The organism is Pleomorphomonas sp. PLEO (assembly GCF_041320595.1).
GTDB lineage: Bacteria > Pseudomonadota > Alphaproteobacteria > Rhizobiales > Pleomorphomonadaceae > Pleomorphomonas.
On the sequence record NZ_CP166625.1, the window covers coordinates 5398472 to 5414667 of the forward strand.

The following is a 16196-nucleotide window of genomic DNA, read 5'->3' on the forward strand; positions in this document are numbered from 1 at the left end:
GCCGCCGGCGCCTGGAGCCGGCGCGCGGAAAGCGAACTTCAAGATGATCCTGCCTCCCGATCCTTCCTCCGGCTTCGACTGGTCGAGCCACAATACCTATTCGGTCAACCGGCTTCATCGCCACTCCGAACAGCGCACCGACGAGGCGCTGGTGCGCCGCCATCTCGACGATCCGCACCGCCGGCTGATGATGCTGTTCGGCGACCGCGTGCTGGTAAAGTCCGGGCGCCTCGATTTCGAGGGTAACGCGGCCAGTGCCCTGTTCCAGGAAACGGAAACGCAGATTTTCCTCGGTCTCGATCCCGAGGGACGGCCCTGGTTCGCCGGTGAATTCAAAACCGAGCCAGAGCTGGAGCCCGGCGAAGCCCTCGTCGATCTTCGCAGCCTTGCCCGCGACGCACTGGTTGGGGCCGATGGCTTTGGCCCGGTGGCGCAGGCGCGCGCCACGCTGTTCTGGCACCAGCGCCACCGCTTTTGCGGTGTTTGCGGCGCGCCGACGGTGAGCATCGCCGCCGGATATCAGCGCACCTGCACCAGCTGTGGCACCCAGCACTTCCCACGGACCGATCCCGTTGTCATCATGCTGATCCAGGACGGTGAGGACCGCGTTCTGCTCGGCCGCACGCCGCGCTTCGAGGCGGGCATGTATACCTGCCTCGCCGGCTTCATGGAGCCGGGCGAGACGGTGGAAGACGCGGTCCGTCGCGAAGTGAAGGAAGAATCCGGTATCGATGTCGGCGCCGTCCGCTATCACGCCAGTCAGCCCTGGCCGTTCCCGGGCAATCTGATGCTCGGTTGCTACGGCGAAGCCATCTCCACCGATATCCTGGTCGATAAGGAAGAGATGGACGACTGCGCCTGGTTCAACCGCGACGAAGTGAAGGTCATGCTGGCAACCACCGAGGTCGGCAAGCTTCATTGCCCGCCGAGGCTGGCGGTCGCCCGCCATCTCATCGAGGTGTGGGCCGACCTGAAGTGAGGCCTATTCGCCGGGCCGGAGTCCCAGATGGGCCGCCGGCTCGCGGATCTTGTCGCGGAACGGGCTGGCCGGATAGCTGCCGAACACCTTGACCTCGCGGCTGAAGAACTCGAGTTCCTCCAGGGCAAACTTCACCGCCGGGTCGTCGGGATGCCCCTCGACGTCGGCATAGAACTGCGTGGCGAAGAACTGGCCCTCAAGCTGGTAGCTCTCCAGCTTGGTCATGTTGATGCCGTTGGTCGAAAATCCACCCAGCGCCTTGTAGAGCGCCGCCGGAATGTTGCGGACACGGAAGATGAAGGTGGTGACGGTCGGCGTGCCGCGCGGCGGCGGCGCGGCGGACTGCGGCGACAGGATGATGAAACGCGTCGTGTTGTGAAGCGTGTCTTCGCAGTCGGCCTTCAGCACGTCGAGGCCGTAGATCTTGGCGGCGAGTGAGGAGGCGATGGCAGCGCGCGTCGGATCGCCGGCCTCGGCGATCTCGCGAGCCGATCCGGCGGTGTCCGCGCCGACCACCGGCGTGATGCCGAGGGTACGCAAGGTCTGACGGCACTGGCCGAGCGCCTGAACGTGGCTTTGCGCAATCCGAACGTTTTCGAGACGCGCGCCGCGAACACCGAGAAGCTGGTGGTGCACCGGCAGGAAATGCTCGCCGATGATATGGACGTCGGCGTGGGGCAGGATGTGGTGGATGTCGGCGACGCGGCCAGCCGTCGAGTTCTCGATGGGGATCATGCCGAGGTCGCCGGCGCCGGAGGCCAGAGCGGCAAAGCAGTCCTCAAACGTCGGGCAGGCAACGGGCTCGCAATCGGGATAGACCTCAAGGGCGGCGAGATGGGAATTGGCGCCCGGCTCACCCTGGAACACGACCTTTAGCTTGTCCGACATCGTTCTCTTCCGCTTTTCATCAGGCGGAGAGCGGCATAGCAGCAGCGCCAGGGCAATTCCAGCAAAAGTGGACACCGGCTTTGCGGCTGGAATTGCGCTCAGAGAAAACGAAACGGCTTTCGCGGCCTGTCATCCCTTGAGTGAGGCGCCGACGATCTCCCTGGCTCGCTCAAGATCGTGCAAAGTATCGACGCCGAGCGGCACGTCGTCGACGATGGCCGCGTCGATGCGCATGCCGGCCTCTAGAAGGCGAAGCTGCTCGAGCCTCTCGCGCTTTTCCAGCGTCGATGGCGGCAGGGTAACGAAGCGGGCGAGCGCCGAGCGGCGATAGGCGTAGAGACCGATGTGGTGATAGAGCGGCCCGTCGCCATAAGGCGCCGTGGCGCGTGTAAAATAGAGTGCCCTGAGGCGGCGTTCGGCTATCGGCGAGCCAATCACCTTGACCACGTTGGGGTCGACCTTCTCCTCGTAACGGGTGATCTCGGCAGTCAGTGTCGCGACATCGACGGCAGGATCGAGGAGCGGATCGAAACAAGCCCGTACCGAGGCCGGCGCGATGGTCGGCAGATCTCCCTGCACATTGACGATCACCTCGATCCTTCCCTCGGGATCGGCCTTGGAAAGAGCCTCGAAGATACGATCTGAACCGCTCGGATGGTCGGGACGCGTCAGCACTGCCCGGCCTCCGACTGCCTCGATCACCGCCTTGATGGAGGGATGATCGCAGGCGACGACCACCTCGCCGATTCTGGATTCGACCGCCCGCCGCCAGACATGGACGATCATCGCCTCACCATGAATATCGGCGAGTGGCTTTTCCGGCAGGCGTATCGATCCGAGGCGCGAAGGAATGATCACAAGGGCGTTCGGCGTTTTTTCGGTCACCTGAAATCCTCCCGACAGGCGGTGACACGACGCCGACCGACACGTTCCCGAGCGGCCGCTTTATAAGGCGCGACGCGACCTGAGGATAGTTTGCAGCAACGAGCAAAATCCCGTATATGCTGCCAAGTGTGACCAGAAAACCTCTGGCGCGGTCCACTCTCAGATCGCCAAATGTCACGCGCGCCGGGGCGGGCGCCGCGCGACTCCAAGGAGCCGGTGTCCCCGATGTCGCTGCAACCCAACAAGATTCTCGGCGCCGTGCTGGCGGTCGCCGTCGTCGCTTTTGCTATCGATTTCGTATCCGACCAGATCTTCACCAAACAGGAGCCGACGGCGCCTGGCTATGTGGTGGACATGAAGGCCGCGCCGGCGGTTGCCGCGACCCAAGCCCCCGCCGCTGCGCAGGCGGATGCCAAGGCACCTGCGGCGGCCGCTGCCGGCGCTTCCTCGGACGTGGCGCCGATCGCCGATCGTCTCAAGACAGCGGACGCAGCAGCCGGCGAGAAGACCGCCAAGGTCTGTACGGCCTGCCATTCCTTTGCCAACACGGGCGACAACAAGGTCGGTCCCGGCCTTTGGGAAGTGGTCAACCGCAAGCCGGGCAGTCATGAAGGCTTCAAGTACTCGCAGGGCATGACGACCTTCGGTGAAGGCCATACCTGGGATTTTGCGACGCTCGACGTCTATCTCACCAACCCCAAGGCTGAGGTGCCGGGCAACAAGATGGCTTTCGCCGGCCTCAAGAAGCCGGAAGACCGCGCCAATGTAATCGCTTATCTGCGGTCGCTGTCTGCCAATCCGGCTCCGCTGCCGTAAGAGATTTTCTGAACGAGGAACGCTGAGCGCGGGCGGCCTTCAGGCCGCCCGTTGTTTTTTGGCAAACGCCGGCAGCGGCAACGCGATAGTGGCTAGCCCCAAGAGAATAAGCCCCATGCCGGCGACGCGCTGCGCTGAAAAGGTTTCCCCGAGCACCAGCCAGGACGACAGCGTGCCGAACAGCGGCACCAGAAGCGAGAAGGGGGCCACCGTCGATGCCGGGTGGTTCTTGAGAAGAAAGCCCCAAAGTCCGAAGCCGACCAGGGTTGCCAGCAAAGCGAGGTAAAGGACGGAGCCGGCGCCGACCATGCCGATGCCGGTAACGCCGGAGACAATCGCCGGCCACCCTTCGAAGACGAGTGACAATAAGAACAACGGAATCGGCGGCACGAGGCTCAGCCAAACCATCATGGCGAGCATGTCGACCTTGTCGGCGCCCCGCATCAGCACGTTGCCGATCGCCCAACTCGCCGCCGAGGCAATGGTGAGACCGAGGCCGATCGTCGTGAAATCGCCGCCCACCGTCGCAGCAATGGTCAGAAGACCGAGAGCCGCAACACCGGCACCGGCCAGTTGGCGCGGTTTCGGCCTTTCACCAAGGGCAACCGAGGCGAACAGGATGGTCAGGAAGGCCTGGCTCTGCAACGTCACAGAAGCCAGCCCCGGTGGCATGCCGAGCTTCATCGCCGGAAACAGGAAGGCGAACTGGCCGACGAATAGCGTCATGCCGATGGCGACCATTCGCGCCGCAGGCACCTTCGGCCGGGCGAGGAAAAGAGCCGGCAGCGCAGCGACCACGAACCGCAAGGCGGCGAGCAACAGCGGCGGCACCGAACCCAGGCCGAGGCGGATCACCACGAAGTTGAAACCCCAGATCGCCGTGACGAGGACGGCGAGGGCGATATGGCGAACGGGCATGGGCGAAAGGCTCCGGGAGGAAAAGGGAGCCTAGCCGTGCGCTGCGCCTGACGCAAACTCGGAAATCAGTTTGCCCGCGCGACGGCGGCGAGGCGACCGTCAACGTAATCGCGGAGGATGCCGAGCGCCTCCCCCGGCGAGCGATGCAATGTGGGCAAGGCCGCGTGCAACCAAAGCCCATCGATCATCGCCGCGATGCCGCGAGCGAGCGCCACCGCGCCGTCACCGACCAGCGGTCGGAGATCGTGTCGGAGGTTTGCTTCCAGTCTCTTCAGGTAGATGGCGAGCAAACGCGCAGCCGCCTTGTCGTGCACCGACTGCATGTAAAAGGCGAGCCAGGTGGAGATCAATGCCGGCGAGAACTGCTCGGGAGCGAAGCTCGCCTCAAGGATAGCGTCGACGCGGGCACGGGGACCCACGGCTTCGGCGAGGCGACGGCGCGCGGCGAGCGCGAACTCGCCGAGAAGATGCCGCATGGTCGCCGACAGCAGCTCATCCTTCGAACCGAAATAATGATGGGCAAGCGCCGGCGACACTCCGGCCCGTTTGGCAATATCGCCCATAGTGACGCCGTTCAGCCCACGTTCGTGAATGGCCGCGACGGTAGCGACGATCAGTTCCTTCCGGCGAATCGGCTGCATGCCAAGTTTCGGCATCCCCTTCTCCCTTGCTGCTGATCACAGCATATTTTTAATTGACTGCTCAATCAATAAAAACCAAACAGCGTAGATCTCATTGTTGCAGGCCGATAAATACACCGAAACACGCGGATTTCCGGTGCGCGAGTGAAGTAATCCACGGCCATTTCCCAAAAAATCGTTGGCAAGCACAGGAAAATGCGTATTCATTTCGCTCCACATGGTCATAAACCTTTCATGGGCCGATCGGGTCTCTCTCTCCGAAGGTCCAAGGAGCAAAACCGCCGATGAAGTTCGTCTTTGCCGCCTTACCGATCGCACTTGCCCTCGCCAGCCCCGCGTTCGCCGCCGATGGCGACGCCTGCACGACGGTGCGTTTCGCCGACGTCGGCTGGACCGATATCGCCGCCACCACCGGCGCTGCCTCGGCGGTGCTGGAGGGGCTAGGCTATCAGCCGGAGGTACAGCTCCTTGCCTTGCCGGTCACCTTCGCCTCCCTGGCCAATGGCGACATCGACGTTTTTCTCGGTAACTGGATGCCGACCATGGCGGCCGACCTCAAGCCCTACGTCGACAAGGGAACGATCGAGGTGACAGGCATCAACCTCGAAGGCGCCAAGTACACGCTGGCCGTGCCGAAATACACCTTCGACGCCGGCCTCAAGTCTTTTGCCGACATCACCAAATTCAAGACCGAACTCGAAGGCAAGATCTACGGCATCGAGCCGGGCAACGATGGCAACCGCTTGATCCTCGGCATGATCAACGACGGCAAGTTCGGCCTCACCGGCTTTGAGCTGGTGGAAAGCTCCGAGCAGGGCATGCTCGCCGAGGTGAGCCGGGCGGTGAAGGACAAGAAGCCGATCGTCTTCCTCGGCTGGGAGCCGCATCCGATGAATGCCCGCTTCGAGATGTCCTATCTCGAAGGCGGCGACGACGTGTTTGGCCCGAATTTCGGCGGCGCCACCATCTACACCAACACGCGCAAGAACTTCTCCGCCGACTGCCCCAACCTCGGCCGCCTCGTCCATAACCTGAAGTTCACCCTGGCTTTCGAAAATGAAGTCATGGGCGACATTCTCGACAATGGCACCGAAGCCAAGGATGCCGCCAAGGCGTGGCTGAAAGCCCATCCCGACATGCTCGGCGCCTGGCTCGACGGCGTGACGACCCGCGACGGCAAGGACGGCCTTACCGCAGTGAAGACGGCGCTGGGACTCTGACGATAACGCGGCGAATGGGGGACTGAGGCATCATGGACTTCCTCACGGCCTACAAGATTCCGGTCGGTCCCTGGGCCAAGACGCTGGTCGATTGGCTGACCGCAAACGGCAGCGGCGGCTTCGACGCCGTCGCCGCCGTACTCGGCGGCGCCGTCGGCTGGATCGTTCTGGCGCTGCAGGCCCCACCGCCGCCGGTGACCGTGGCGCTGATCGCCACGCTGGCCTTCATATTGAAGCGCTCGATCCCGCTTGCCCTATTCGTCGCCGTTTCCCTGCTCTTCATCGTCAACCAGGGTTTCTGGAAGGAGACGACACAGACGCTCGCCCTTGTCGTCGCCTCGTCGGCGGTGTGCATGGGCCTCGGCGTACCGATCGGCATTCTGGCGGCGCGGCGCGCCTGGGCGATGGCGGCGCTCAGGCCGGTGCTCGACCTGATGCAGACGATCCCCACCTTCGTCTATCTCATTCCGGCATTGGTGCTGTTCGGCCTCGGCATGGTGCCGGGGTTGATCGCCACGGTGATCTTCGCCCTGCCCGCCTCTATCCGCCTCACCGCGCTCGGTGTTTCCTCGACGCCTAGACCTTTGCTCGAAGCGGCCGACAGCTTTGGCGCCACGCCATTGCAGCGCCTCGTCAAGGTGGAATTGCCCTACGCCATGCCGCAGATCCTCGCCGGATTGACGCAGACCATCATGCTGTCGCTCTCCATGGTGGTGATCGCCGCGATGGTCGGCGCCAACGGTCTCGGCGTGCCGGTGGTCAGAGCGCTCAACACCGTCAACATCGGCATGGGGTTCACCGCCGGTCTTGCCATCGTGCTGATCGCCATCATGCTGGACCGTATGTGCCGGATCCGCGGCTGAGGAGTTTCTTGTGTCACCCTCCCGCGTTCGCGACGCGCTGCGCTTTGAGCGCGTCGATATCGTCTTCGGCAAAAAGCCGGAGGCGGCCTTTCCACTGATCGATGCCGGCCTCTCCCCCTCCGAGATCACCGTCGATACCGGCCTCACCGTCGGCGCCATGCAGGCGTCCTTTTCGGTGCGCGAGGGCGAATGCCTGGTGCTGATGGGCCTGTCCGGTTCGGGCAAGTCAACGCTGATCCGGGCCGTCAACGGCCTCAATCGGGTGAGCCGGGGCCGCCTCTTCGTGCGCGATGGCGAGGAAGAGGTTGATGTCGCCCGGTGCGATCGTTCGACGCTACGCCGCATCCGCCGTCAACGCGTCGCCATGGTGTTCCAGCAATTCGGCCTGCTGCCCTGGCGGACGGTGGCCGACAACGTGGCGCTCGGCCTTGAGCTTTCCGGCACGCCCAAGGCGGAAATCGCGGCGCGTGTCGAGGCAGAACTCAAGCGAGTCCATCTCGCCGAATGGGCCGGACGTCGGGTGCAGGAACTGTCCGGTGGCATGCAGCAGCGGGTCGGCCTTGCCCGGGCGTTTGCCACCGAGGCGCCGATCCTGCTGATGGACGAGCCGTTCTCGGCCCTCGATCCCCTGATCCGCGACAAGCTGCAGGACGAGTTGATCGGCTTCCGCGCCGAACTGCAACGCACCATCCTGTTCGTCAGCCACGATCTCGACGAAGCGATGAAGCTCGGCGATCGCATCGCGATCATGGCCGGTGGCCGCGTGGTGCAGGTGGGCACGGCGCAGGAAATCATGCTGGCCCCGGCGACGCCCTATGTCGCCGAATTCGTCGCCCACATGAATCCGCTCAACGTGCTGCGTGCCGCCGACGTCATGGTACCGGTCGGCGAGAATCCGCCCGACAAAGACGCCACCGTGGTCGGGCCCTCAACGCCGATCCGCGAGGTGATGGCCGCCTCTGTCGCCAGCGGCAAGCCGGTGCTGGTAGAGGAGAACGGCCAGATCGTCGGAGTGATTGGCTCCGAAGCGATCGTGAAGGCCATCCTCCGGAAGTAGCCCGTCAGCCCTTCTTCGCCGACCCGATAAGGCCGAGGTAGTCCCAGATCACCGTGGCCGCGGCGAGCGCGGTGATCTCGGACACATCATAGGCGGGAGCCACTTCGACGACATCCATGCCGACGAAGTTGATCCCCGTCAGGCTCCGAAGAATAGCTTGGCTCTGCCAGGGGAGTATCCCGGCGAATTCGGGTGTGCCGGTACCGGGCGCAAAGGCCGGATCAAGGCAGTCGACGTCATAGCTGAAATAGGCCGGGCCGGTACCGATCACTTTGCGAACGCGCTCGGCGACCACCGCCGGCCCCAGCGCGTGGACGTCCTGGGCGGTGAGGATGGTGACGCCCTTGCCTATCGTCCAGTCCCACACCTCGCGCTGCACCGGCGAGCGGATGCCGATCTGGATCATCCGCTGGGGATCGACGAGGCCCTCCTCGATGGCGTGATAAAACGGCGACCCGTGGCCGTAGACCTGACCGAAATTGTCCGGCCACGTGTCGACGTGGGCGTCGAAGTGAACGAGGCCAAGTGGCGCACCAACTTTGCGGCGCAACGTTCTGAGCAGCGGCAGCGTAATGCCATGCTCGCCACCGATGGCGAGGAGGTGATCCAGCCCTTCGGCTTGCGCCTCGATCAGCCGATAGCTTTCTGCAAGGTCGCCAAGAGCGATCGAGAAGTCACCGATGTCGGCGATATCGAGCCGCGTCGGATCGATCCAGAAATGTGGATGATCACCATCGGTCAGCATACGACTGGCCGAGCGGACGGCGGCTGGACCCGAGCGGGCGCCGGTGCGGTTGGTAACGCCGATGTCGAGGGGAATGCCGGCCAGCGTGTAGGCGGCGCTACGATTGAAACGGCCGAGGCCCATGAAGCTCGGGGCGACGGCAAAGGTCGGAGTACCGGACATGACGCTCCTGCATGTGCGCTTCCGGCACCGCTTTATGTCTCGGCGGCGACCGGCAGATGAATCGCCGCAGTCAAACCGCCGCCGGGCCGATTGGCAAGCGTCAATTCGCCGCCATGAGCGCGAACGATCGAACGCGCCGTGGCAAGACCAAGCCCCACGCCACCCGTTTCCAGATTGCGCGAGGTCTCCAATCGAGTGAAGGGAGCGAATACTTCCTCCATCTTGTCCTCGGGAATGCCTGGGCCATCGTCATCGACAGCGATGACGACGCCGGTCACAGAGCGCTCAAGCCGGACGCGGGCGCGGAGGCCATAGCGGACGGCGTTCTCGACAAGATTGCGCAGAGCACGGCGAAGAGATACCTGCCTCACCAGCAGATAGAGATGTTCCGGTCCCTCCAGGGTAACGTCATGTCCAAGGTCGGAGAAGTCGGCCGACACCGCCTCGACCAGCGCCACGAGATCGGTGTTGCGGGACTCTTCGGCGGTCGCGTCGTCGCGCGCAAAGGCCAGCGTCGCTTCGGCCATGTGAGTCATCTCGTCAATGGTATCGACCATCCGCTCGCGCGTCTCATCGTCGTCGATGAACTCGGCCCTGAGTCGCAGCGAGGTGAGCGGCGTACGAAGATCGTGGCTGATCGCCGCCACCATGCGCGTACGGTCAGTGACGAAGCGACTGACACGCGCCTGCATGGCGTTAAAAGCGCGGTTGGCACGAACGATCTCTTCCGGACCACGTTCGGGCAGGTCAGGCACGCCCTCGCCACGTCCAAGCCGGTCGGAGGCCTGCGCCAGCTCTCTGAGCGGCTTGGTGATGCGACGCACCGATAGGGCCGTAGCCAGCGAAATGGCAATCACCGTCAACAAGGTCGACATGACCACCGGCCAAGCCCAGAGTTGGGGGCGCGGCAGCAGCGTTTCGGAATTGAGCCAAGCGCCATCGGACAGACGCACCGACAACGCCAGTGTCGGCGGCCATGGTCGCGGCATCTGTCGGCCACCAGGGCCAAAACCGTTGCCTCGCATCATCTTGTGCTGGTCGCCTTCATCCCGATCCTTGTCGGCGAACTGAACACGCACCTCCCGTTGAGTCCCGAATATCTCGTTGAGCTTGTCGCGTGTCTCTCCGTCCGGCCAAACCCCGCCAGCTTCTTTGACCAGCGGCTCCGGCGTGACCGAATAGCTGATGCGATAGGTACTGAGCGCGCCAAGAATACGATCGCGTTGACCGACGGGTGTTTCCTCGATCAAATTGGCAAGGGTCGCGATGCGACCGAGCACTTGTTCGCGCGCCGCCGCGTCGATCGCCGATCGCCGGCTTTCGGCGAAGAAAGCCAAGGTTATCATCTGGGCGACCAGCACGGCGGCGATCAGCAGTACCGAGAGCTGGCCAACGAGACTGCGAGGGAAGAGGCGCGCCTTCACTCAGACATTTCCTGAACCTCGGCGGCGAAGATATAGCCGCCTCCCCAAACGGTCTTGATCAGCTCTGGATTCTTCGGGTCAACCTCGATCTTCTTGCGAAGCCGGCTCACTTGGTTGTCGATGGAGCGGTCAAAAATCTGCGGCGTGCGACCGGAGGTGAGATCCATCAGCTGATCGCGGTTCAGCACCATGTTGGGGCGCTTCAGGAAGGCCGTCAGCAACTGGAACTCAGCGGTCGACAGCGGCAGGGCCACGCCGTCGCCGCCAATCAGTTCGCGGCGGCGGGCATCCAGCACGAAGCGGTCGAACTTCAGCTGCCGGGCTTCCAGTGGGTCGCGAGGCTTGGGGACCGCTTGCGTCCGTCTCAACACGGCGCGGATACGGGCGAGGAGCTCACGGGGGTTGAACGGTTTGGTGACATAGTCGTCGGCGCCAATTTCCAAGCCAACGACACGATCGGTATCCTCGGCCATGGCGGTGAGCAGGATGACCGGTGTTTCCGAGCTTTCGCGCAGGAAGCGGCAGAGGCTGAGGCCGTCCTCGCCTGGCATCATGACATCGAGGACAACCAGGTCGACGGCCGCCGCCTTCAAAGCCTTGCGGGCAGCCGCCGCGCTTTCGGACGTTGTCACGCGAAAACCGTTCTTCAGGAGATATCGACCGATGAGGTCTCGGATTTCGCGATGGTCGTCGACCACCAAGATATGCGGCTGAGGTTCGGTCATGACAAATACTCGAGCGGTCCGTTTTCCAAGGATAACGATCCGGCGAATCGCTGCCAAAGGAAATGGTATCGAGATGTATCATTTACCGGTGCAGTTACCGGTCAATACAACCACGCCCCTAATCGGCGAATTTGAGCGACAATTGCTCCCTATGTTGATCTGACCGCCGACGGGCACCCCCATCGAGCCGTGGGCGGAACGAACAACAAGGAGAAGCTCCCGTGAAAGCGCTCACACTCGCTACGATTTCCGCCCTCTCTGTGATCACCATCGGCACGGTCGCCTTCGCTGCCGGCCCTGGCATGGGGCCGATGGGCATGGGGCCGATGGGCTTTGGTCCGGAAGGTGGTCCGATGAAGATCTTCGCCGAGGCCGACACCAACAAGGATGGCAAGCTCGACGCCGCGGAGATCGCCGCCTACCGCGACAAGATGTTCGCGGAAGCCAATCCCAGCGGCAAGGACGGGATCACCATTCAGGACTTCGAGTCCTGGTTCTGGAAGCAGCACCGGGAGATGATGGTTCGGGCCTTCCAGCGCCTCGACGCCGACGGCGATGGAAAGATCACCAAGGCCGAAATGGAAGCGGCTGGCGAACGCATGCTCGGCTTCCTCGACCGCAACGACGACGGCACCTATTCGCTTCCCGACCGGCCCAACCGCGAGGGCTGGGGTCGCGACGGCAAGCACGGTCGCCATCATGGTCCCGGCATGATGCGCTGGATGGGCCAGGATGCCGGTCCGGACGATGCCGCTCCCGCCAACGAGGCACCGGCACCTGCTCCGGCGCCCTGATTGCCAACATAATACAGTTAAAGGCCGCTCTCCCCGGAGAGCGGCCTTCTTCATGAGCTAAGCGCAGACCTCCCACCTCAATGGGAGGCGATGATCAGAAGGTCTTCCTTTTTGAAGGAGACACTGGCCGACATGCCGATCTTCGGCAGTTCGAGCGCCGGATCATTGAAGATATCGAGCGATACCCGCGCCTCCCGAAGCCGCACCCGCACGCGGATGACCGCGCCGAGGAAAGCCACCTCTTCGACGGTGCCTGTCAGCGTGTTGCGGTCGTCGTCGCCGCCGCCGAGGAGGAGCGCCTCAGGCCGCAGTGCCACGATCGCCTCGTCGGCAATCCCGAAAGCGGACATGTCGCGCTTGGTCACGACCGGTTGACCGTCGATCGAAACGCGGCCTGTCGCCGGATCGACCACACGGGCTTCCAGAAGGTTGAGCGTGCCGACAAAGCTGGCAACAAAGCGTGTCGCCGGGTTGTTATAGATCTCGGAGGGCGTGCCAATCTGGTCGGCGCGTCCCTGATTCATAACGACGATGCGGTCGGAGATCGACAGTGCCTCTTCCTGGTCGTGCGTGACGAAAACGGTGGTGATGCCGAGCTCTCGCTGCAATGAGCGGATTTCCTCGCGCAAGGAAACGCGGATCTTAGCGTCGAGGGCTGACAGCGGTTCGTCGAGCAACAGGACCTGCGGTTTGATTGCCAAGGCACGGGCGAGCGCCACGCGCTGCTGCTGACCACCGGAGAGTTGATAGGGGTAACGATCGCCAAGCTCCGGCAGCTTGATCAGTTCGAGCATCTCGGCGACACGCGCGTCGATCTCGCCCTTTTCCTTGCCGGCGATCTTGAGACCGAACCCGATATTGCCCGCCACCGTCAGGTTGGGAAAAAGCGCATAAGCCTGGAACACCATGCCGACGTTGCGCTTTGCCGGCGGCAGGTTTGTCATTTCGGCGCCGCCGACCCGGATCGAGCCCGATGAGGCGGTCTCGAAACCGGCGATCATTCTGAGAATCGTGGTCTTGCCACAGCCCGACGGGCCGAGGAAAGAAATGAACTCGCCCTTTTCAATGGAAAGGTCGAAGTCGTGGACCACGGTGTTCGGACCGAAAGACTTCTTGAGATGACTGATTTCGATGAAGGACATCGGGCGGTTCCGTGGGGTGGGCCGACTAGTGGCGGGCGGCGACGGCGTTGCGGGAGATCACCTGGATGATGCCCATGCAGGCCCAGGTGATCATGAAGGCCATGACGGCCAGCGCCGCCGGCTCGTAGGCGCGATTGGCGCCGATAAGCTGAAGATAAGGACCGAAGGCCGGCCGGTTGAGCAGGCTGGCGAACGTGAACTCGCCGATGACGATGGCAAAGGTCAGGAAGGCGCCCGACAGCATTGCCGAACGAATATTGGGCAGAATGACGCGCCAGATGATGGTCCCCGAGGAGGCACCGAGACTTTCGCCAGCCTCGGTCAGCGTCCGCACGTCAATCGAGCGGAGACCTGTTTCAATCGAACGATACATGTAGGGCAGCGCCAGCGTCACATAGCCGCAGGCGAGCAGAAAGTTGGTACCGAGCGACGAGTTGGTGAGCGGCAAAAGGCTCGACGAATTGTAAAGACGCAAATAGCCGAAAACGATGACGATGGCCGGAACCACCAGCGGCAGAAGCGTTACGAACTCGATGAACGGCCGGAGCTTCCTGAGCCTCAATTCGACGAAGTAGGCCATCGGCACGATGATCGCCATGCCGAATATGATGGTGACGATGGCGAGGGCCACCGAGAAACTGAAGGAAGCCTGAAAATGCGGATCGGCGAGCACCACGCGGTAGGCTTCGAAGCTGTAGACGCCCCGGACCTTCCTCAGAGAGAACTCGAACGTGGCGGCGAGCGGCACCAGGAAATAGAGCGTGCCGATGAGAATGGCGAGCCAGTGGCCAATACGGCTGGTCTTCATTTGAGCCACCTTTCGCTGCGCACGCGGAGCAGGATGTAGCAGAGATTGGAAAGACCGGTGATGACGATCATGCCGAAGGCAATGGCGTAGCCGAGGTTCTGGTCATGCAGAACGTCGCCCCGGATCTGCGCATAAAGCAGGATGGTGACGATGTTGAGCGACGAGCCGGTCAGCGCATAGGCGGTAGCAATGGCGCCGAAGGCGTTGGCAAACAGCAGCAGCGCCGCGCCAAGGAAGCTCGGCAGCAACACGGGCCCGGCGATATGACGCCAGTATTGCCAATTGGAGGCGCCGAGGATGGTCGCCGCTTCGCGCCATTCCTTTTTGATCCCCTCGATCGCCGGCGAGACAATCAGCACCATCAACGGGATCTGGAAATAGAGATAGGTGAGCGTTAGCCCCCAGAAGGACAGGAGATTGAAGCCCTGCGCGTAAATGTTGAGGCCCAAGAACGACAGGAAAAGCGTGACGAGGCCCTGCCGGCCGAGCGTTGCCAGGAAGGCGAACGCAAGTGGTACGCCGGCGAACTGCGAGGCAACGCCGGAGAAAGTCATGATGGTCGGCCGGATCCATTGCGGCAGACCGCCGGACACCGCCGCGTAGGCAATGAACGCACCAATCAGCGCGCCCATAAGCGCCGAGGCGACCGACACCTTGATGGATATCCAGTAGGAAGCAAGAATGGTCGGCGTCCACAGCTTGCCGAGATTGGCGAGCGTGAAGGCGCCGTTGCTATCCTGGAAAGCGCCGGCCACCAGAAAAAGGGTCGGCAAAATCAGGAATAGAACGGCAAAGACCATGAAAGGCGTGACGCCAACGACGGCCCAAGGGACGCGCGGACGAGGAAGACTGGCAGGCGAAGCGTTGGAAGCCATGCTGTTCGCTATCCGGATCGGCGATCGCGGAAATCCGCCCTCCAGCGCTAGCCGGAAGGCGGAACCGTGAATCAGGGTCAGACGGCCTTCCGGCCGTGCCGGGCCTTACTTGACGTCGGCGCCGACGACGCTGTCCCAATTCTTGGTGATGGTTTCCTTATAGGACGCCTGCTCGTCGAGCGTCGGGAAGATGGCGTTGGCATAGGCCTCGGCCGGCGGCAGCTTGGCGAGCAGCTCCTGCGGCACCTTGCCGTTCTTGGCGAGATCGTTGAAGCGGATCGGGTGGCAATAGCCTTTCAGCCAGCCAAGCTGACCTTCGTCCGAATAGAGGTATTCCATCCACAGCTTGGCGGCGTTGGGATGCGGCGCGTAGGCCGAGATCGCCTGAACGTAGACGCCGGCGAGCACACCGGTCTTCGGAACGACGACGTCGATCGGCGGATTGCCGGCCAGCGTGTCGCGCCAGGACAGAAGATTGTAGTCCCAGGCGGCGACGATCGGGGTGGTGCCCTGAGCGACCGAGGCCGACTTGCCGATCACCGGAACGAAGTTGCCTTTAGCGACGACGTCCTTGAAGAAACCGAGGCCGGCTTCACCAGCCTTGGCAACGTCACCGCCTGCGGCCGACAGGCCCGAGGCGAAGACGGCGGAAATGGCCTGCGACGAGGCGCGCGGATCGCCGGCCAGCGCTACGGCATTGGCGAACTCGGGCTTCAGCAGGTCGGCCCAGTCGGCCGGGCTCGTCTTGATGATGTCCTTGTTGATGCCAAAGGACATCACGCCATAATAGTCGCCGTACCAGTAACCCTCGGCATCCTTGGCGCTATCGGGAATGGTGTCCCAAGTCGAGACCTTGTAGGGCTGCAGCAGGCCATCCTTCTTGGCCGACGGGCCGAAGCTGAGGCCAACGTCGACAACGTCGGGCGACTGGTCGCCGGTGTTGCCCTTGTTCGCCTTGATCGCCTCGATCTCGTCGCCCGAGCCGGCGTCCGGATTGAGTTCGTTGACCTCGAGGCCGTACTTGGCCTTGAAGCCGTCGATGACGGCGCCATAGCCGCACCAGTCGTGCGGCAGAGCGATGGTGGTCAGCTTGCCTTCCGCCTTGGCGGCGGCGACAAGATCGTCGAGCGAGGCGGCAAATGCCGGCGCGGCTGCGCACAGGACGGCCTGCGCGGCGATGGTCGACGCGAGAAACAGCTTGAACGACATGACGGGTTCCCCTGTTGGCCGGGTGCCCCTGCACCCGGATGTCCC

The 16196-nt window shown here is 63.1% G+C and carries 18 protein-coding genes; 6 read left to right on the plus strand and 12 right to left on the minus strand.

The window, feature by feature from the left end; genetic code table 11:
• Positions 1-43 precede the first annotated feature (43 nt).
• The gene (nudC, locus tag AB6N07_RS24970; protein WP_370675729.1) at positions 44-979 is read left to right on the plus strand and encodes an NAD(+) diphosphatase; all 936 of its coding nucleotides are present in this window, start codon (positions 44-46) and stop codon (positions 977-979) included.
• A 3-nt stretch (positions 980-982) separates the two neighbouring features.
• On the opposite strand, the gene AB6N07_RS24975 is transcribed toward nudC, so the two are convergent.
• Together AB6N07_RS24975 and AB6N07_RS24980 are read right to left on the minus strand one after the other, a co-directional pair.
• Positions 983-1867 carry a prephenate dehydratase gene (locus AB6N07_RS24975; protein WP_370675730.1) on the minus strand — a complete coding sequence of 295 codons (885 nt, stop codon included), beginning with the start codon at positions 1865-1867 and terminating at the stop codon, positions 983-985.
• Between the two features lie 129 nt (positions 1868-1996).
• Entirely contained in the window at positions 1997-2752 is a 756-nt protein-coding gene (locus AB6N07_RS24980) for a 3-deoxy-manno-octulosonate cytidylyltransferase (RefSeq protein WP_370675731.1), read from the minus strand.
• Between the two features lie 171 nt (positions 2753-2923).
• Between AB6N07_RS24980 and AB6N07_RS24985 the strand changes: the two genes are divergently transcribed.
• On the plus strand, positions 2924-3568 hold the full coding sequence (locus AB6N07_RS24985; protein ID WP_370675732.1) for a cytochrome c family protein: 645 nt from the start codon (positions 2924-2926) through the stop codon (positions 3566-3568).
• A 39-nt stretch (positions 3569-3607) separates the two neighbouring features.
• Here AB6N07_RS24985 and AB6N07_RS24990 read toward each other — a convergent pair whose 3' ends face one another.
• The 3 genes from AB6N07_RS24990 to AB6N07_RS25000 all read right to left on the minus strand — a co-directional run bounded on the left by AB6N07_RS24990 (position 3608) and on the right by AB6N07_RS25000 (position 5352).
• Positions 3608-4486 carry an EamA family transporter gene (locus AB6N07_RS24990; RefSeq protein WP_370675733.1) on the minus strand — a complete coding sequence of 293 codons (879 nt, stop codon included), beginning with the start codon at positions 4484-4486 and terminating at the stop codon, positions 3608-3610.
• Between the two features lie 65 nt (positions 4487-4551).
• Positions 4552-5142 (minus strand): transcriptional regulator BetI, encoded by a 591-nt coding sequence (betI, locus tag AB6N07_RS24995; protein WP_370675734.1) that lies wholly within the window; start codon positions 5140-5142, stop codon positions 4552-4554.
• 21 nt (positions 5143-5163) lie between these two features.
• The gene (locus AB6N07_RS25000; protein ID WP_370675735.1) at positions 5164-5352 is read right to left on the minus strand and encodes a hypothetical protein; all 189 of its coding nucleotides are present in this window, start codon (positions 5350-5352) and stop codon (positions 5164-5166) included.
• 59 nt (positions 5353-5411) lie between these two features.
• Here AB6N07_RS25000 and AB6N07_RS25005 point away from each other — a divergent pair, with 59 nt between their 5' ends.
• From AB6N07_RS25005 to AB6N07_RS25015, 3 genes are read left to right on the plus strand one after another with little or no spacing between them, the layout of a single operon-like run.
• On the plus strand, positions 5412-6347 hold the full coding sequence (locus tag AB6N07_RS25005) for a choline ABC transporter substrate-binding protein (protein ID WP_370675736.1): 936 nt from the start codon (positions 5412-5414) through the stop codon (positions 6345-6347).
• A 32-nt stretch (positions 6348-6379) separates the two neighbouring features.
• Complete coding sequence (gene choW, locus AB6N07_RS25010) at positions 6380-7210, plus strand: choline ABC transporter permease subunit (RefSeq protein WP_370675737.1); 831 nt, start codon at positions 6380-6382, stop codon at positions 7208-7210.
• 10 nt (positions 7211-7220) lie between these two features.
• A complete protein-coding gene (locus AB6N07_RS25015) occupies positions 7221-8267 on the plus strand; it encodes an ATP-binding cassette domain-containing protein (protein WP_370675738.1) in 1047 nt (348 codons plus the stop codon).
• 4 nt (positions 8268-8271) lie between these two features.
• Here the strand turns inward: AB6N07_RS25015 and speB are convergent, their stop codons facing one another.
• The 3 genes from speB to AB6N07_RS25030 are packed head-to-tail and all read right to left on the minus strand — an operon-like array spanning position 8272 to position 11323.
• Positions 8272-9174: an agmatinase gene (gene speB / locus AB6N07_RS25020; protein ID WP_370675739.1), complete on the minus strand. Its 903-nt coding sequence runs from the start codon at positions 9172-9174 to the stop codon at positions 8272-8274.
• A 32-nt stretch (positions 9175-9206) separates the two neighbouring features.
• Positions 9207-10598 (minus strand): ATP-binding protein, encoded by a 1392-nt coding sequence (locus AB6N07_RS25025; protein WP_370675740.1) that lies wholly within the window; start codon positions 10596-10598, stop codon positions 9207-9209.
• A complete protein-coding gene (locus AB6N07_RS25030; protein ID WP_370675741.1) occupies positions 10595-11323 on the minus strand; it encodes a response regulator in 729 nt (242 codons plus the stop codon). The genes AB6N07_RS25025 and AB6N07_RS25030 overlap by 4 nt, the downstream gene beginning before the upstream one ends.
• Before the next feature lie 221 nt (positions 11324-11544).
• Between AB6N07_RS25030 and AB6N07_RS25035 the strand changes: the two genes are divergently transcribed.
• Positions 11545-12117 (plus strand): EF-hand domain-containing protein, encoded by a 573-nt coding sequence (locus AB6N07_RS25035; protein WP_370675742.1) that lies wholly within the window; start codon positions 11545-11547, stop codon positions 12115-12117.
• 77 nt (positions 12118-12194) lie between these two features.
• Here AB6N07_RS25035 and AB6N07_RS25040 read toward each other — a convergent pair whose 3' ends face one another.
• The 4 genes from AB6N07_RS25040 to AB6N07_RS25055 all read right to left on the minus strand — a co-directional run bounded on the left by AB6N07_RS25040 (position 12195) and on the right by AB6N07_RS25055 (position 16151).
• Complete coding sequence (locus AB6N07_RS25040; RefSeq protein ID WP_370675743.1) at positions 12195-13259, minus strand: ABC transporter ATP-binding protein; 1065 nt, start codon at positions 13257-13259, stop codon at positions 12195-12197.
• A gap of 25 nt (positions 13260-13284) precedes the next feature.
• A complete protein-coding gene (locus AB6N07_RS25045; RefSeq protein WP_370675744.1) occupies positions 13285-14067 on the minus strand; it encodes an ABC transporter permease in 783 nt (260 codons plus the stop codon).
• Entirely contained in the window at positions 14064-14942 is an 879-nt protein-coding gene (locus AB6N07_RS25050; RefSeq protein ID WP_370675745.1) for an ABC transporter permease, read from the minus strand. The genes AB6N07_RS25045 and AB6N07_RS25050 overlap by 4 nt, the downstream gene beginning before the upstream one ends.
• A gap of 105 nt (positions 14943-15047) precedes the next feature.
• Positions 15048-16151 carry an ABC transporter substrate-binding protein gene (locus AB6N07_RS25055; RefSeq protein WP_370675746.1) on the minus strand — a complete coding sequence of 368 codons (1104 nt, stop codon included), beginning with the start codon at positions 16149-16151 and terminating at the stop codon, positions 15048-15050.
• Between the last annotated feature and the right edge of the window lie 45 nt (positions 16152-16196).

Bases quoted from the DNA above. Each gene is read 5' to 3' on its own strand.
- AB6N07_RS25005 (WP_370675736.1), top strand. From the start codon at position 5,412: ATGAAGTTCGTCTTTGCCGCCTTACCGATCGCACTTGCCCTCGCCAGC.
- AB6N07_RS24975 (WP_370675730.1), bottom strand. From the start codon at position 1,867: ATGTCGGACAAGCTAAAGGTCGTGTTCCAGGGTGAGCCGGGCGCCAAT.
- AB6N07_RS25040 (WP_370675743.1), bottom strand. From the start codon at position 13,259: ATGTCCTTCATCGAAATCAGTCATCTCAAGAAGTCTTTCGGTCCGAAC.
- nudC (WP_370675729.1), top strand. From the start codon at position 44: ATGATCCTGCCTCCCGATCCTTCCTCCGGCTTCGACTGGTCGAGCCAC.
- choW (WP_370675737.1), top strand. From the start codon at position 6,380: ATGGACTTCCTCACGGCCTACAAGATTCCGGTCGGTCCCTGGGCCAAG.
- AB6N07_RS25045 (WP_370675744.1), bottom strand. From the start codon at position 14,067: ATGAAGACCAGCCGTATTGGCCACTGGCTCGCCATTCTCATCGGCACG.
- speB (WP_370675739.1), bottom strand. From the start codon at position 9,174: ATGTCCGGTACTCCGACCTTTGCCGTCGCCCCGAGCTTCATGGGCCTC.
- AB6N07_RS25050 (WP_370675745.1), bottom strand. From the start codon at position 14,942: ATGGCTTCCAACGCTTCGCCTGCCAGTCTTCCTCGTCCGCGCGTCCCT.
- AB6N07_RS25055 (WP_370675746.1), bottom strand. From the start codon at position 16,151: ATGTCGTTCAAGCTGTTTCTCGCGTCGACCATCGCCGCGCAGGCCGTC.
- AB6N07_RS24990 (WP_370675733.1), bottom strand. From the start codon at position 4,486: ATGCCCGTTCGCCATATCGCCCTCGCCGTCCTCGTCACGGCGATCTGG.
- betI (WP_370675734.1), bottom strand. From the start codon at position 5,142: ATGCCGAAACTTGGCATGCAGCCGATTCGCCGGAAGGAACTGATCGTC.
- AB6N07_RS24985 (WP_370675732.1), top strand. From the start codon at position 2,924: ATGTCACGCGCGCCGGGGCGGGCGCCGCGCGACTCCAAGGAGCCGGTG.
- AB6N07_RS25000 (WP_370675735.1), bottom strand. From the start codon at position 5,352: ATGACCATGTGGAGCGAAATGAATACGCATTTTCCTGTGCTTGCCAAC.
- AB6N07_RS25030 (WP_370675741.1), bottom strand. From the start codon at position 11,323: ATGACCGAACCTCAGCCGCATATCTTGGTGGTCGACGACCATCGCGAA.